Annotated in this window: 12 protein-coding genes; 7 read left to right on the top strand and 5 right to left on the bottom strand. The window is 57.8% G+C overall.

The window, feature by feature from the left end:
• Window positions 1–11: 11 nt before the first annotated feature.
• Window positions 12–1,043, bottom strand: a complete 1,032-nt coding sequence (locus tag HGT1_RS13805) for a fatty acid desaturase (protein ID WP_176250549.1) — start codon at window positions 1,041–1,043, stop codon at window positions 12–14.
• Between the two features lie 514 nt (window positions 1,044–1,557).
• Here HGT1_RS13805 and rpsD point away from each other — a divergent pair.
• The 3 genes from rpsD (at window position 1,558) to HGT1_RS13790 (ending at window position 4,355) form a co-directional block, all read left to right on the top strand.
• Entirely contained in the window at window positions 1,558–2,178 is a 621-nt protein-coding gene (rpsD, locus tag HGT1_RS13800) for a 30S ribosomal protein S4 (protein ID WP_176250548.1), read from the top strand.
• Window positions 2,179–2,350: 172 nt separating this feature from the next.
• Entirely contained in the window at window positions 2,351–3,433 is a 1,083-nt protein-coding gene (gene hisC, locus HGT1_RS13795; RefSeq protein ID WP_176250547.1) for a histidinol-phosphate transaminase, read from the top strand.
• 1 nt (window position 3,434) lies between these two features.
• Window positions 3,435–4,355: a prephenate/arogenate dehydrogenase family protein gene (locus HGT1_RS13790; protein ID WP_176250546.1), complete on the top strand. Its 921-nt coding sequence runs from the start codon at window positions 3,435–3,437 to the stop codon at window positions 4,353–4,355.
• 56 nt (window positions 4,356–4,411) lie between these two features.
• Here the strand turns inward: HGT1_RS13790 and HGT1_RS13785 are convergent, their stop codons facing one another.
• Window positions 4,412–5,416 carry a DUF2125 domain-containing protein gene (locus HGT1_RS13785; protein WP_176250545.1) on the bottom strand — a complete coding sequence of 335 codons (1,005 nt, stop codon included), beginning with the start codon at window positions 5,414–5,416 and terminating at the stop codon, window positions 4,412–4,414.
• 70 nt (window positions 5,417–5,486) lie between these two features.
• Between HGT1_RS13785 and HGT1_RS13780 the strand changes: the two genes are divergently transcribed.
• The 3 genes from HGT1_RS13780 to HGT1_RS13770 all read left to right on the top strand — a co-directional run bounded on the left by HGT1_RS13780 (window position 5,487) and on the right by HGT1_RS13770 (window position 9,057).
• The gene (locus HGT1_RS13780; RefSeq protein ID WP_176250544.1) at window positions 5,487–6,017 is read left to right on the top strand and encodes a gamma-glutamylcyclotransferase; all 531 of its coding nucleotides are present in this window, start codon (window positions 5,487–5,489) and stop codon (window positions 6,015–6,017) included.
• Window positions 6,018–6,091: 74 nt separating this feature from the next.
• Entirely contained in the window at window positions 6,092–7,294 is a 1,203-nt protein-coding gene (locus HGT1_RS13775; RefSeq protein ID WP_176250543.1) for a biopolymer transporter ExbB, read from the top strand.
• A 2-nt stretch (window positions 7,295–7,296) separates the two neighbouring features.
• Entirely contained in the window at window positions 7,297–9,057 is a 1,761-nt protein-coding gene (locus HGT1_RS13770) for a peptidoglycan -binding protein (protein ID WP_176250542.1), read from the top strand.
• A gap of 2 nt (window positions 9,058–9,059) precedes the next feature.
• On the opposite strand, the gene HGT1_RS13765 is transcribed toward HGT1_RS13770, so the two are convergent.
• The 3 genes from HGT1_RS13765 to gloB all read right to left on the bottom strand — a co-directional run bounded on the left by HGT1_RS13765 (window position 9,060) and on the right by gloB (window position 13,292).
• Entirely contained in the window at window positions 9,060–10,031 is a 972-nt protein-coding gene (locus HGT1_RS13765; RefSeq protein WP_176250541.1) for a M23 family metallopeptidase, read from the bottom strand.
• Entirely contained in the window at window positions 10,028–12,349 is a 2,322-nt protein-coding gene (clpA, locus tag HGT1_RS13760) for an ATP-dependent Clp protease ATP-binding subunit ClpA (protein WP_176250540.1), read from the bottom strand. The genes HGT1_RS13765 and clpA overlap by 4 nt, the downstream gene beginning before the upstream one ends.
• 175 nt (window positions 12,350–12,524) lie before the next feature.
• On the bottom strand, window positions 12,525–13,292 hold the full coding sequence (gene gloB, locus HGT1_RS13755) for a hydroxyacylglutathione hydrolase (RefSeq protein WP_176250539.1): 768 nt from the start codon (window positions 13,290–13,292) through the stop codon (window positions 12,525–12,527).
• A gap of 187 nt (window positions 13,293–13,479) precedes the next feature.
• Between gloB and HGT1_RS13750 the strand changes: the two genes are divergently transcribed.
• The gene (locus HGT1_RS13750; RefSeq protein WP_176250538.1) at window positions 13,480–14,226 is read left to right on the top strand and encodes a hypothetical protein; all 747 of its coding nucleotides are present in this window, start codon (window positions 13,480–13,482) and stop codon (window positions 14,224–14,226) included.
• The last annotated feature ends 133 nt before the right edge of the window (window positions 14,227–14,359 follow it).

The following is a 14,359-nucleotide window of genomic DNA, read 5'->3' as shown; positions in this document are numbered from 1 at the left end:
GTAAAAGCGCGTTACTTCGCCTTTGTGGCCTGTGCAAATGACAAGAGTTTTTTGCTGCTCTCGTCCCACAGGTGAAGGCGCGCGTTTGCAAAGCTTTCCCGAATGGTGAGGGTGTTGATCTGTGCCAAAGCGGTATGATCACGCAAGACTTCGGGAAGACGGTAAAACGGAATGCGGCTGTACAAATGATGCACGTGATGGATTCCGATATTTGCGCTAAGCCATTGTAAAGGTGCAGGAAGTTTATAGTGCGAGCTGCCGTTCAGGGCTGCCTCGTGAATGTCCCAAGTGGGGTCCACGTCCCAAAGGGTCGTTTCAAACTGGTGTTGAACATAGAACAACCACACCCCGGCGGTTGCGGCCAAAAGTGTTGTGGGTAGGAAAATCAGCAGGATCGGCTTGAGCCCGCCAAAGTAAAATACAACGGACAGCGCGATCAGGATTGCGGCATTCGTGCACATGGCACTGACCCAATAGCGGGCTTGTTTGGTTAACCCCATGGGAACCCGCTGCTGGATAAAGAACAAGTAAAGCGGTGCCAGACCGAACAGAACAAGCGGATGCCGATAAAGGCGGTACAGCAGGCGTTTTTTGGGGGTCAGGGCGCGGTATTCGGCCACTGTCAGGGTGTCGATATCGCCTATGCCGCGGCGCGACAAATTGCCCGATGTGCTATGGTGCATCGCATGTGACCGCTTCCAGACATCATAAGGGGTCAATGTCAGGACGCCAAGCACCCGGCCGATCCAGTCACTCAGCGCGCGGTTGGAATAGAACGCATAGTGTCCACAGTCATGCTGAATGGCAAACAAACGCAGCAAAAATGCGGCGTTACAGACCGAAATTACAAGGGTGAGCCAAGGATTGATGGACAATGAAGCCCATGCAAGCGACCACAACGCAATGAACGGCACCACCGTAACGGCGAGCTCAAACGTGCTTCGCAATGCATTGGGATCGCGGTAATTTGACAGCACTTTAATCCAGTCGCGCGCTGGTATTGAGCCCGTAGTTGGCCCAAAGACCTTGGAAGTATCGTTCATGTGCCTGCTTTTCTAGTTTTTACCCGTGGCCTTGATAAACGAATGCGCCGTTTAAACAACGCAAAAAAAATTAACCAGGCAATGATTGCATCCTCTGTTTTTTGCCCAAGTGAGAAAACCGTTCAGCCGGAAGTAGTTAACAGGAACCTGACCGATTTATGACGGTTACTGTGATGACAAAATAGCTACAATAAAATTAACAAGGCCAAAATATCTGCGCACTCCCTCCATTTTCTGCCCATTTTTCTTGTTTTGGTGCAATGGCTGACGTTGGCGCGGCGGCGGCGGCCCGAAGTTGAACACATACCCTCTAAACCGCCAACCAAGCTTTAAATTGCACCGCGGTTGGTTCTTCACCTGATATTAGGACTTCTCGCATTGACTCCGCGGTGAACCCTCGTATAAGCGCGGCTTCATTGGTGTTGGTGGACCCTGCAAAGGGATCCCTGTCGGGCTTTATGCCAGAGGACAACGCCCTTTACCGCCCGCAAGGGCCATATGAAGGAGAACAGCCGTGACCAAACGCACCGCTGCCAAGCACAAAATTGACCGCCGCATGGGCGAAAACATCTGGGGCCGTCCAAAATCCCCGGTAAACCGTCGCGAATATGGCCCCGGCCAGCACGGTCAGCGCCGCAAGGGCAAAATTTCCGACTTCGGTATCCAGCTGCGCGCCAAGCAGAAGCTCAAGGGCTACTACGGCGACCTGACCGAAAAGCAGTTCCGCCGCATTTACGGTGAAGCCGAGCGTGTAAAAGGCGACACAGGTGAAAACCTGATCGGTCTGCTCGAGCGTCGCTTGGACGCGGTTGTGTACCGTGCCAAATTCGTTGCGACCGTTTTCGCTGCGCGCCAGTTCGTGAACCACGGCCATGTCAAAGTGAACGGCAAGAAGGTTAACATTCCTTCCTACCGCGTAAAAGAAGGCGACGTGATCGAAGTACGTGACCGTTCCAAGCAGATGGTTGCATTGCTGGAAGCCACTCAACTGGCCGAGCGTGACGTTCCTGACTACATGGAAGTCGATCACTCCAAAATGACAGCGACATTCGTGCGCACCCCAACATTGGGTGACGTGCCATACCCTGTCGTTATGGAACCGAACCTCGTGGTCGAATTCTACGCGAAGAACTAAGGTTCCTCGCATATCTATTGCCAAGGGGCCGCGCTGGAGAATACCGGCGCGGCCCTTTTCCGTTTGATCAGGGGTCTTGCGTGGGGCATATGCCAAGTGACGCAGGGCCAAGATCACAGGTGGCGCTGATTACGGCACGGGTCTATGGTCCGCCCGACAGGAGATTTTATTGATGACTACCGCAATTCGCCCGCAACCCGGCATCATGGATATCGACCTTTACCAAGGTGGGGCATCCCATGTTGAGGGGCTTGAGAATGTGATCAAGCTTAGCTCGAACGAGAATCCGTTGGGGCCGTCCGACGCTGCAATCAAGGCGTTTCGCGATGCGTCTTACGATTTGCACCGTTACCCGTCATCCGATCACGGCAAGCTGCGCCATGCCATCGCAGATGTGCACGGGCTGGATGCGGATCGCATTATCTGCGGTGCCGGGTCGGACGAGATTATCGCGTTTTTGTGCCAGGCCTATTCGGGCGAGGGCACAGAGGTGCTGCACACCGAACACGGCTTTGGCATGTACCGCATCTCCGCATTGGCAAACGGTGCCACACCGGTTGAGGTCAAGGAAAACGAACGTGTCACCGATGTTGACGCGCTGCTGGCCGGCTGCACCGACAAGACGCGGCTGGTTTTCATTGCCAACCCCAACAACCCGACCGGCACCATGATCGGCCTAAGCGAGATCGAGCGGCTGGCGAATGGGATTCCCAAGGAGGCCATTCTGGTTCTTGACGGGGCCTATGCCGAGTATGTCGAAGGGTATGATGGTGGTGCCGCATTGGTTGATGCGCATGACAACATCATCATGACGCGGACGTTTTCCAAGCTATATGGCTTGGGCGGCTTGCGGGTCGGCTGGGGCTATGGGCCTGCCCATATTATCGAGGTTCTTAACCGCGTGCGGGGGCCATTCAACCTGTCGCAGGCAGGGCTGAACGCCGCCGAAGCTGCCATTAAAGATGTCGCCTATGCCGAACATTGCCGTGTTGAAAACGCGCGTTGGAGAAGCTGGATGGCGGATGCCCTGGCTGAAATCGGGGTGCCGTCTGACGTGTCTTGTGCGAATTTTATTCTGGCGCGCTTCAAGTCACAGACCGAGGCCGAGGCCTGCGATGAATACCTGAAAACCCAAGGGCTGATTGTGCGTCGCGTGGCAGGGTACAAGCTGCCTGCATGTTTGCGGATTACCGTTGGCGACGAAAGCGCGTGCCGCCGTGTGGTTCACGCCATCCGTCAATTTAAGGGCGATTGATATGCCGGTCATTTACGAGAAAGTCGCCCTGATCGGGCTGGGTCTGATCGCGTCGTCGATGTTTTGGGGGATGAAACGCGCGGGGCTCGCCGGGACGGTATCGGGCTTTGCGCGCAGTGCCGAAACCCGCGATACCGCGCGCGAAATCGGCCTGTGTGACGAGGTTTGCGATTCCATTGCCAAGGCTGTCAAAGACGCAGATCTGGTGGTGCTTTGTGTGCCGGTGGGGGTCATGGGGTCGGTCGCGGCGGAGATGGCAGGTTTTCTGAAACCGGGCTGCACGGTCACGGATGTGGGGTCCGTCAAGGCCGATGTGATCGCCCAAGTCGGTCCGCTATTGCCCGACAACGTGCATTTCATTCCGGCCCATCCCCTTGCCGGGACAGAACATTCCGGCCCGCGTAGCGGCTTTGCCGAACTTTTTGACAACCGCTGGTGCCTGCTGGTTCCGGTCCCCGACACGAACGTAAATGCAATCGCCCGCTTGCGAAATCTGTGGGAAGGGCTGGGCGCAAATGTCGAGGAAATGGACGCAGAGCATCATGACCTTGTTCTCGCCGTGACCAGCCATGCGCCGCATTTGATTGCATATACCATGGTGGGCGTTGCCGACGATTTGCGCCGTGTGACGGATAGCGAAGTCATCAAATATTCGGCCGCCGGATTTCGGGATTTCACGCGGATTGCCGCGTCGGACCCGACCATGTGGCGCGATGTGTTCCTGACCAACAAGGACGCGACGCTCGAGATTTTGGGCCGCTTCACCGAAGAGCTGTTTGCCCTTCAACGCGCCATTCGCACGGGGGACGGTGACCATCTACATGCGTATTTCACGCGGACCCGCGCGATCCGGCGCAGCATTATTCAGGCCGGTCAGGATACGGATGCCCCGAACTTTGGGCGTCAACCAGCCAAGAAGTAATCCGGCCCGAACGCGCGTGGTTTTCACCAAAACCGTTTGCATTTTGACGCTGCGCGTTACCGCAAGATGATGCGGGGCGCGCGGCCCAGGGGCAAAAACCCCATCGACATACGGCCGGCCTGAAGGGTGATTGTCAGGTCCAGCCCCGTCGTCTGGCCGTTCATTTGCGCCAACCCTTTTAGCATCTGTTCCGCCTGAGGACGCATGTTCGCGGGCAAATATCCCGCATTTCCAACCATATCCAAGATGGTAGGCCAGTTTTCAGCCTTCACCGTCACGGTCCCGCTGGCCAGTCCTTCTTCGTCTACGGTCAGATTGCCGGTGCCCCGCAACTCAATCTCGCCCCAGATGAATTGCGCAAGCTTGATGTCGATGACCCGGGGTTGGGGACGGCTGCGTTCTAACGCGCGGCGATCCCAGAGGCGGTCAAATGTCACCGTCATATCGGCGGTGAACGTATCGAATGCCACGGGCCAGTCGTCGGAAAGCCCCAGAAAACTGCGGGGCAGCTGACCGGGTACCAGATCGACGGCGTTCACTCTCATGTCATAAACGGGAATGTCCGCGGCCTGCTGCGCCATGTTCAGGTCGATCCCGTTAGCCCCGACAAGGCTGCCGGCTGCCGTATCCACGGACCAGTCCCCGCCCTTTAGGCCAAGGCTTTGCAGCTGCAATGATCTGCCCGGGCGCAGGCGCAAGTCAGCAACGGCGGCGGTCGCGGTCACGCTGGCGCGCAGATTGGGGCTGGCCAGGGTGATCGGTGTTTGGGGCAGTGCGACGGTCACATAACCGGGCCAATAGGTCGGCACCGAAATATCCATCTGATCCATGCCGACAGCAACGCCGGTGGTCGGGTCCGCAACTGCGATATCCTTCATCCGGGTGTGCAAACGCATTGGAAAGCCCATTTTTTCCATGCTGCTCACATCGGCCTGCCAGCCCAGATTGCGGCGGACATCAAGCCAGCGTGCAATCCCGCGCTGCATGCCGGTTGACGCCACGGCCCACCATCCACACCAGATAATGGCAAAAAAAACGACAATTCCGATCAGCTTGCCCATGGCGACAAAAACCTTATTAACATGACAGACAGGCCCGCTTTAACGCTGCGGGAGACAAAGGACCAGAGTGATGGAAATGTGGGTATTCGGCTATGGCAGTTTGCTGTGGAAACCGGGATTTGACGTGGCGGAAAGCGTCGTTGGGCGCTTGCCGGGCTATGCCCGTTCGTTTTGTATGCGGTCGATCCATCATCGCGGGACGGTCGACCAGCCGGGGCTGGTGCTGGCGCTGGATGCGGTGACCGGGACAGCCTGTGACGGAATGGCCTTGCGTGTGGTGCCTGGCCAAGAAGAACAGACCCTTGAATATCTGCGCGAGCGCGAACTGATTTCCTCGGCTTATGTGGAGCGAAATCTGGACGTTCAACTGACAGACGGGCGCGTGATCACGGCGTTGGTCTATGTGATTGATGCGGATCATGATCAGTATTGCGGTGGCCTGGCGCTGGAAGAGCAGGCGCAAATTATTGCAAATGCTGTCGGTGGTATGGGGCCGAATACTGAATATCTGTTTAACACCGCCAGCCATCTGACCCAAATCGGGCTGCATGACCCTGCGCTTGAATGGCTGCACGACCGGGTAAAGATGCTTTGCGCATAAATCCTTGGCATAAATGCGGGACTTGAGTGTAAGGTGCCACGATAGAAGCACAAAAGTGTCAGGATCGACGAGGCATGGCGCAGTCAGACCGCTCATCTAAACCCCAGTTTTCCCAGCCGGTACGGCAGATTACCTTGATGCTGATCGCCCTTGGGCTGACCGGTATTGGTGCCTTTTTGGCGCTGCCCAGCGTTTTGCCGATTTTTGCGGCGAACCCCTATCTGAACGGTGTGATCATCGCCGTTTTCTTTATCGGTGTGATCGCCTGTTTCTATCAGGTGCTGCAATTGATCGGGTCGGTGCGCTGGATCGAAAACTTTGCGTCAGATGCGCCTGATCCCGAAACCGTTGCCCCGCAATTACTGGCCCCGCTGGCATCACTGCTGCGGACACGCGGCGCGCGGATGCAGGTGAATGCGTCATCAACCCGGTCCATTCTGGATTCGGTCGCCACACGCATCGACGAGGCGCGGGAAATTACGCGATATATCGTTAACATGCTGATCTTCCTTGGACTTTTGGGGACGTTCTATGGGTTGGCGACAACCGTACCCGCGGTGGTCGAAACCATTCGCAGCCTTGCCCCACAAGAAGGCGACGGCAGCACCGACATGTTTGCACGGCTGATGACGGGCCTTGAATCCCAGCTTGGCGGGATGGGCGTGGCGTTTGGATCATCCTTGCTTGGCCTGGCCGGATCGCTGGTCGTGGGCCTGTTGGAACTTTTCGCGGGCCATGGTCAAAACCGCTTTTACCAGGAACTCGAAGACTGGCTGAGTTCGATCACCCGCATCGGATTTTCCGCCGGAGAAGAAGGCACACCGGATCACAGTGCCGTGGCGGGCGTGCTGGATCACATCACCGAACAAATGGACAGCTTCAGGCAGTTGATCGGCGACTCCACGGAAAGCCAGACCGCCTTGAATACGCGGCTTGGAACGCTGGCTACTGCGATCGAGGCTTTGACCGAACGCAGCGCACAGGCGGATGCGTCAAACGACAGTCTGGACCGGATCGCAAAAGGCCAGGAACGCATGATCGCGGTGCTTGAAGGCCAGGAAACCGACGACCACATCGATGCCGAAAGCCGGATGCGTCTGCGGTCCATTGATGTGCAGATGCTGCGGATTTTGGAAGAAATCTCGGCGGGCCGCCAAGAGACCATGGCCGAATTGCGCAAGGATATTTCATTGTTGGCCAAGGCATTATCGGCACCGCGTTCATCAGAGCCACGACGGATGCGCAGCCCTGACAAGCCAGAGCCCGAGGGCCACTAGTCATGGCGCTTTCCCGACGCTCAGGATCACGGTTTCAATCTTCCATCTGGCCCGGTTTTGTCGATGCGATGACCGGGCTTTTGTTGGTGCTGATGTTTGTTTTGACCATTTTTATGGTCCTGCAAGCTGTCCAAACCCAGCAAATCAGCGGGCAGGAAGACGAACTGAATTCCCTGTCGGGCGAGGTCGCGGCCTTGGCGCAAGCCCTTGGGATGGAACGGCAAACCAGCGCTGAACTTGAGGCGCAGGTCGGGGCATTGAATGTATCTCTCACCTCGGCGCGCGATCAGGCGGCGGAGCAAGCGGCGCTCATTGCATCGCTCACTTCGGTAAGCGCAGCGCAGGCCGAGCAACTTGAGAACGCGAAGGCAACGATCACGGATTTCGAAGCGCAAGTCGCGACCTTGTTGTCGCAGCGCGAAGCCGCCCAAGCGCGGATCACGTCGCTTGAGGGGGAGCAGGCCGATTTGCTGACGGCGCAGGAGGCGCTAAATCTGGCCTTGGCGCAGGCCAGATCAGAGACGGATGCACAGGCCGAAGCGGCACGGCTTGCGGCCGCGCGGCGGGATGCCTTGGATGCGCTGGTCGCCGATCTACGCGCACGAAACGCCGATGCACAGTCCCAACTGACCGCCGCACAGCTTGCCGCTGAAACAGCGCGATCCCAAGCCGAAGCGGACCGTCTGGCGAATGAAGCGACGTTATCGCAGGTCGAAGCGGACCGGTTGGCCAAGGCTGCCGCGCTGACACAGGCCGAGGCAGACCGTCTTGCCGAAGCCGCAGCAGCCGAATTGCTGCGCGCAAGGTTGCAGGATGCCGATGCGGAACTGACCGCAATGACCCTCGCGCTTGAGGCGCAGCGCAAAGATGCCGAAGACACATTAACCCTGTTGGCCGCCGCGCGCGCAGCCCAAGCAGAGCTGGACGCCAAACTGGGTGCATCCGAAGCGGCGCGGTTAGCCGCGTTGGCGCAGGCAGACAAACAGATGACCGATGCGGAAAAGCAGGCAGCGCTTTTGGCGATGGCGCAATCTGCCTTGGCCGGAGAAGAGAAAATCAGCGCCGAAGCACAACGCCAGACCGAGTTGCTGAACCAGCAAGTCGCATCCCTGCGCGGGCAATTGGGCGAATTGCAGTCATTGCTGGACGACGCTGTAGCGCGCGATGCCGCGACGCAAGTGCAATTGCAATCGCTCGGGTCTGATCTGAACACGGCGCTGGCCCGCGTCGCTGCCGAGGAACGCCGCCGCGCCGAGTTGGAAGCGGCAGAGCGCAAACGTCTTGAGGCTGAAACGAAAAATCTTGAGCAATACCGGTCTGAGTTCTTTGGCCGGTTGCGCGATTTGTTAGGCAATCAGCCGGGCGTCAGGATCGAAGGTGACCGTTTCGTCTTTTCGTCCGAGGTCTTGTTCCCCCCCGGTGCCGCGACTTTATCGGAAGACGGGCGTGGCGAAATTGCCAAGGTTGCCAGCATCTTGCGTAACGTTGCCACTGAAATACCGCCGGAAATCGACTGGGTTATCCGGGTGGACGGGCATACGGATAACCAGCCTTTGTCGGGCCAAGGGCAGTTCGAGGATAACTGGGAGCTGAGCCAGGCACGCGCCTTGTCGGTGGTCAAATATATGATCAATTTTCTGGGAATCGCGCCTGACCGTCTGGCCGCAAACGGCTTTGGCCAATACCAGCCCGTGGCCAGCGGAAATAGCGAAGAAGCGCGTGCCCAGAACCGCCGGATCGAATTGAAATTTACGGAAAAATAACCCTAGCGGATGTCGATTTCGACGGTTTTCTGGCTCAGGATTTGCGGCCCCCGGATCAGGGTGACCGTGCCGGTATAAGTGCCCGTCGCCCAGCCCTTGCCCCGACGTTTTTTGCCGATGGCACGAAAGGACTGCGCCTGCGCCTTGGTTAATGTGACATCATCGGCAATCACCATGCCGTCAGGGCCGGTAATGGACAGGTTTACAACATCGTCCGGCTGGCTGCCAAACAGATACCCCCAAATCACCAACGCGGGCGCGTCCGGCGAAAGGGTTTTGGCATCGGCTGTGCCCGCTTTGATCGCGTCGAAATCAGGGACGCCTTGGGAAAATCCCGCGCCGATCAGGCCGCCCGCGCGATAGGCGGGGCGGGTTTGCCACAGGCTGCTATCGCCGGGGGTGGCGCAGGTTGTCGTGCCATCGGGGTCAAAGGGGTCAACGGTTTTGCCGTCTTTGCGCACGGACAGGTGAACATGGGGAAAAGCCGCTTTGCCTGACTGCCCGACAAAGCCAAGTTCCTGACCCTGCCAGACGTCTTGGCCGGGCTTGACCACGACCGAGCCGTTTTTCAGGTGGCAATATTGGGTTTCCCAACCGTCGCCGTGATCAATGACAACCCCGTTGCCGCATTCACGGCCCGCGACTTTATCAGCGGTTTCATCCGAATAACTGACGTCTGCCATCCCGTCACGCACGCCTTTGACCCGACCGGCAGCGCTGGCCAGAACACGGACATTGCGGGCGATTTCACTGCGGTTGGGCAGGGCGAAATCGGTGCCTTTGTGACCATCATAGCTGAGGGTGGAGCAGGTGAAATCCGATGCTGCGGGCGACGGGTTGCTGTCGACATATTGCTGGATGTAGCAATCGGATGTCAGATCGCAGTCGATGGGGGAGGAAAGTAAAAAACCCTCTGCCAGCGCGGGGCTGGCAAAGGGCAGGGCGAGGATGAATACCGCGCCGTTTAGCTTCATTCGGCCGTCAAAAGCGGTGGTTTGTTCCCGGTCAGCTTGGGGTTCTCGGCCCCCAGAACTGTCAGGTCCAATTCGCCTTTCTTGACGCCAACCTTGACGACACCGCCTTTGGCCAGCTTGCCGAACAGCAATTCTTCGGCCAACGGCTTTTTGATGTATTCCTGGATCACGCGGCCCAAAGGCCGTGCGCCCATTTTTGCATCATAGCCCTTGTCGGCAAGCCATTCAGCGGCTTTGGTGGACAGTTCAATCGTGACATTGCGGTCCATCAATTGCGCTTCAAGCTGAAGAACAAACTTTTCGACCACACGCATGATAACTTCTTTGGGCAGCGGCGCAAAGCTGATCACGGCGTCCAGACGGTTGCGGAACTCGGGCGTGAACGTGCGTTCAATCGCTGCGGTGTCCTCTCCGGTGCGGCGATCACGGCCAAAGCCGATCGCCTCTTTGGCCTGCTCGGACGCACCTGCGTTCGAGGTCATGATCAGCACGACATTGCGGAAATCCACTGTCCGGCCATTGTGGTCGGTCAGCTTGCCGTGATCCATCACCTGCAACAGAATGTTGTAGACGTCCGGATGGGCCTTTTCCATCTCGTCCAGCAGCAGCACACAATGCGGATGCTGGTCAACGCCATCAGTCAACATGCCACCCTGATCAAACCCGACATAACCGGGAGGGGCACCAATCAACCGTGAAACGGCGTGTTTTTCCATGTATTCAGACATGTCGAAACGCAGCAGTTCCACACCAAGCGTGTCGGCCAGTTGTTTGGCGACCTCGGTTTTACCCACACCGGTCGGACCTGCGAACAGGTAGTTCCCGATGGGCTTTTCCGGTTCGCGCAGACCTGCACGGGCCAGCTTGATCGCGGATGCCAGCGCATCAATCGCCTTGTCCTGACCAAACACAACACGCTTCAGTGATGCCTCAAGATCCTTGAGCACAACGACATCGTCCTTCGACACGTTCTTTGGCGGAATGCGCGCGATTTTGGCAACCACGGCTTCGACCTCTTTTGTGCCAATGGTCTTGCGCCGCTTTGACGCCGCGACCAGATGCTGGGCGGCCCCTGCTTCGTCGATCACGTCGATGGCAGAGTCCGGCAGTTTACGGTCGTTGATATAGCGGTGCGCCAGTTCAACAGAGGTGCGGATCGCATCGGCCGTATATTTGACCGAGTGGTGATCCTCGAAGTAAGGCTTGAGCCCCCGCAGAATTTTCACGGCATCTTCGACAGACGGCTCGTTCACGTCGATCTTTTGGAAACGACGGGCCAAAGCACGGTCTTTTTCAAAGTGCTGACGGAATTCCTTGTAGGTGGTGGACCCCATGGTGCGCAGCTTTCCGCCTGCCAGGGCAGGTTTCAGCAGATTGGACGCATCCATCGCGCCGCCGGATGTCGCACCGGCACCGATCACGGTGTGAATTTCGTCGATGAAAAGAACGGCGTCTTTATGCGCTTCCAATTCGGTCACGACGGCTTTCAGGCGTTCCTCGAAATCACCGCGATAGCGTGTACCGGCCAGCAATGCGCCCATGTCGAGCGAATAAATGGTGGTGTCGGCAAGCACCTCTGGTGTTTCGCCTGCAACGATCTTGCGGGCCAGACCTTCGGCGATGGCTGTTTTACCCACGCCGGGATCGCCCACCAAAAGCGGGTTGTTCTTGCGGCGGCGGCACAGCACCTGAATGCAGCGTTCCACTTCGGCATCGCGACCGATCAGCGGGTCGATGTCGCCCTCGCGGGATTTGGCGTTCAGATCAACGCAGTATTTCTCGAGCGCGGTTTCCTTTTTGTCACCGTCGGTGACGCCTTGGGTTTCTTCCTCGTGCTCGGGCGCGCCGGAGACGGACCGCGGTTCACCGAATGCTGGGTCTTTGGCAACGCCATGCGCAATGAAATTCACCGCATCATAGCGCGTCATGTCCTGTTCTTGCAGGAAATAGGCGGCGTTGCTTTCGCGTTCGGCAAAGATCGCGACAAGCACGTTCGCACCGGTCACTTCGGTGCGACCGGACGATTGCACGTGAATGGCGGCGCGTTGGATCACGCGCTGGAAAGCGGCCGTTGGCACGGCTTCGGATCCATCAACATCGGTGACCAGATTGTTCAGGTCCTCGTCGATGAATTCAACGAGGGTTTCGCGCAATTCGGTCATGTTGACCGAACAGGCTTGCATCACCTGAACCGCATCGGGTTCATCGATCAGGGCCAGCAGCAAATGTTCAAGCGTTGCAAACTCGTGCTTGCGCGCGTTTGCGAGCGCCAAAGCAGAGTGAATGGCTTGTTCTAAAGTAGACGAGAATGAAGGCACGGGCGTGCTCCTTTTCGATCTGTGTCGGTTCGGTGACCCGGGATGGGGCGCGCCTCAGCCGAACATGGCCTCATAGTATTAGAGTTTGGTTGATCATGGCAAAGCTTCAAGGCTTTTTTGCAATTATATCGTCACATTTATCGTGAACGACATTTTTCGACCATGAGTGCGGCGTTCAGAAGCGATCTTTGCGCGCGCGGATTTCGGCAAACACATCTGTGTCGGTGGCGTTTTCCATTCCCAGCTGCGCGCGGATGCCAGGATCGGCGGGGCGCAGAAACGGGTTGGTTTGAAGTTCCGTCGATAGCGTCGAGGGCACCGTCGGCACGCCATCCTTGCGCGCCTGATCGATTTCTCTTGAACGAGATATAAGAGCCGGATTTTCAGGATCAACCGTCAGGGCGAATTTTGCATTGGATTGGGTGTATTCATGGCCCGAACAAACTGTCGTGTCCTGGGGCAGCTTCATCAGCTTTTGCATGCTGGCCCACATCTGCGCAGGCGTGCCCTCAAACAGGCGACCACAGCCAAGCGCCATCAGGCTGTCGGCGGTAAAGACACATTTCGCATCCGCCACATAGAGCGCGATATGGCCCACGGTATGTCCCGATACATCCATCACCTGCACATCGTGGCCCGCAAATTGAAAGGTCTCGCCATCGGTCAGGGCGTGATCCAGCGCGGGCAGGCGGTGGGCGTCGGCCTTGGCCCCCAGAATGCGTGCGGGATGTTCGGCGGTCAGATCGGGCACCCCTTGGATGTGGTCGGGGTGGTGATGGGTCAGCCAGATCTCAGACAGCGTCCAGCCGAGTTCTTTTAACTTGGCCGAGATGGGGGCCGCTTCGGGCACGTCGATCAGGGCGACGGCACCGCTTTGCTGATCGCGCAGCAAAAAGGCATAGTTGTCCGACAGGCAGGGAATGGTGACTAGATCGAATGGCATGGTGGGGCTCCTGTCGTGGTGTTTGGATAGATAGTAATGGCCACACACCGGGGGGCAAGGCCATAACACCCGATCGACCGGCAAGATTGCGCCCGACGCTAAAACAGGCAGGGGTCTGCATGTGGCTTTTGCAAATGATCGGTTCGCGCTAAGGTCGAGGCATCCGTTCCGAGAAAAGGCCGATCTCATGCATCTTGACGTACAAGATTTGCGCAACTTCTATTATCGCAGTGCGCTTGGCCGGGCGGCGCAATTTTCGCTGCGCAGCCGTATGCTTGAGCTGTGGCCAGAAGCGAAAGGCCAGACCGTTGTCGGCTTTGGCTTTGCCGCGCCGTTGCTGCGGCCCTATCTGGCGGATGCACGCAGGGTGATGACCCTGATGCCCGGCCCGCAGGGGGTAATGCCCTGGCCTGCCGGTATGGCAAACACATCGGTGCTGACCGAAGAAACGCTGTGGCCGATTGAAACCGGGCATGTGGACAAGCTGGTCTTGCTGCACGGGCTCGAGACGTCGGACAGGCAGGGGGATCTGCTTGAGGAATGCTGGCGCGTGTTGGGGCCGGGGGGCAGGGCGTTGTTTATCGTGCCCAACCGGGCGGGGCTGTGGGCGCGGCGCGACATCACGCCCTTTGGCTATGGGCGGCCCTATTCGCTGAGCCAGCTTGAGGCGCAATTGCGCAAGCACCAGTTTTTGCCCGAACGGCAACTGGGCGCGCTGTACCAGATGCCGTCCACGCGCCGGGTCTGGATGCGGTCTGGAAAGCTGTTCGAGAAAGTCGGCCGTCATGTTCCCACCATGATGGCCGGCGGCGCATTCATGGTCGAAGTGACAAAACTGGTCTATCCGCCCAAGGGCAAGGTGGAGCGCAAAGGCGTGCGCCGGTCGATCCGGATGCTGGAAGGGGTGGGGGCACCAACGGTGAAGCCCGTTTGATGCCTTAAAGGGTTGGGAAGAATCGTTACTAAGTGGTAAACGACAGTACACGCCCTGTGATCTGCCGGATAAAACGGGTCAAAGCGTCGCAGTTTAAAGGGGCAATAAGAATAAGGGGCGGTTTCAGGTCAGA

Origin of the sequence: Sulfitobacter sp. HGT1 (assembly GCF_013282155.1) — a bacterium.
GTDB lineage: Bacteria > Pseudomonadota > Alphaproteobacteria > Rhodobacterales > Rhodobacteraceae > Sulfitobacter.
This window is presented reverse-complemented; position numbering and strand designations above follow the sequence as displayed.

Coding starts and splice junctions, on each gene's coding strand:
- HGT1_RS13805 (WP_176250549.1), bottom strand. CDS start 1,043: ATGAACGATACTTCCAAGGTCTTTGGGCCAACTACGGGCTCAATACCA.
- hisC (WP_176250547.1), top strand. CDS start 2,351: ATGACTACCGCAATTCGCCCGCAACCCGGCATCATGGATATCGACCTT.
- HGT1_RS13790 (WP_176250546.1), top strand. CDS start 3,435: ATGCCGGTCATTTACGAGAAAGTCGCCCTGATCGGGCTGGGTCTGATC.
- HGT1_RS13785 (WP_176250545.1), bottom strand. CDS start 5,416: ATGGGCAAGCTGATCGGAATTGTCGTTTTTTTTGCCATTATCTGGTGT.
- HGT1_RS13780 (WP_176250544.1), top strand. CDS start 5,487: ATGGAAATGTGGGTATTCGGCTATGGCAGTTTGCTGTGGAAACCGGGA.
- HGT1_RS13775 (WP_176250543.1), top strand. CDS start 6,092: ATGGCGCAGTCAGACCGCTCATCTAAACCCCAGTTTTCCCAGCCGGTA.
- HGT1_RS13770 (WP_176250542.1), top strand. CDS start 7,297: ATGGCGCTTTCCCGACGCTCAGGATCACGGTTTCAATCTTCCATCTGG.
- HGT1_RS13765 (WP_176250541.1), bottom strand. CDS start 10,031: ATGAAGCTAAACGGCGCGGTATTCATCCTCGCCCTGCCCTTTGCCAGC.
- gloB (WP_176250539.1), bottom strand. CDS start 13,292: ATGCCATTCGATCTAGTCACCATTCCCTGCCTGTCGGACAACTATGCC.
- HGT1_RS13750 (WP_176250538.1), top strand. CDS start 13,480: ATGCATCTTGACGTACAAGATTTGCGCAACTTCTATTATCGCAGTGCG.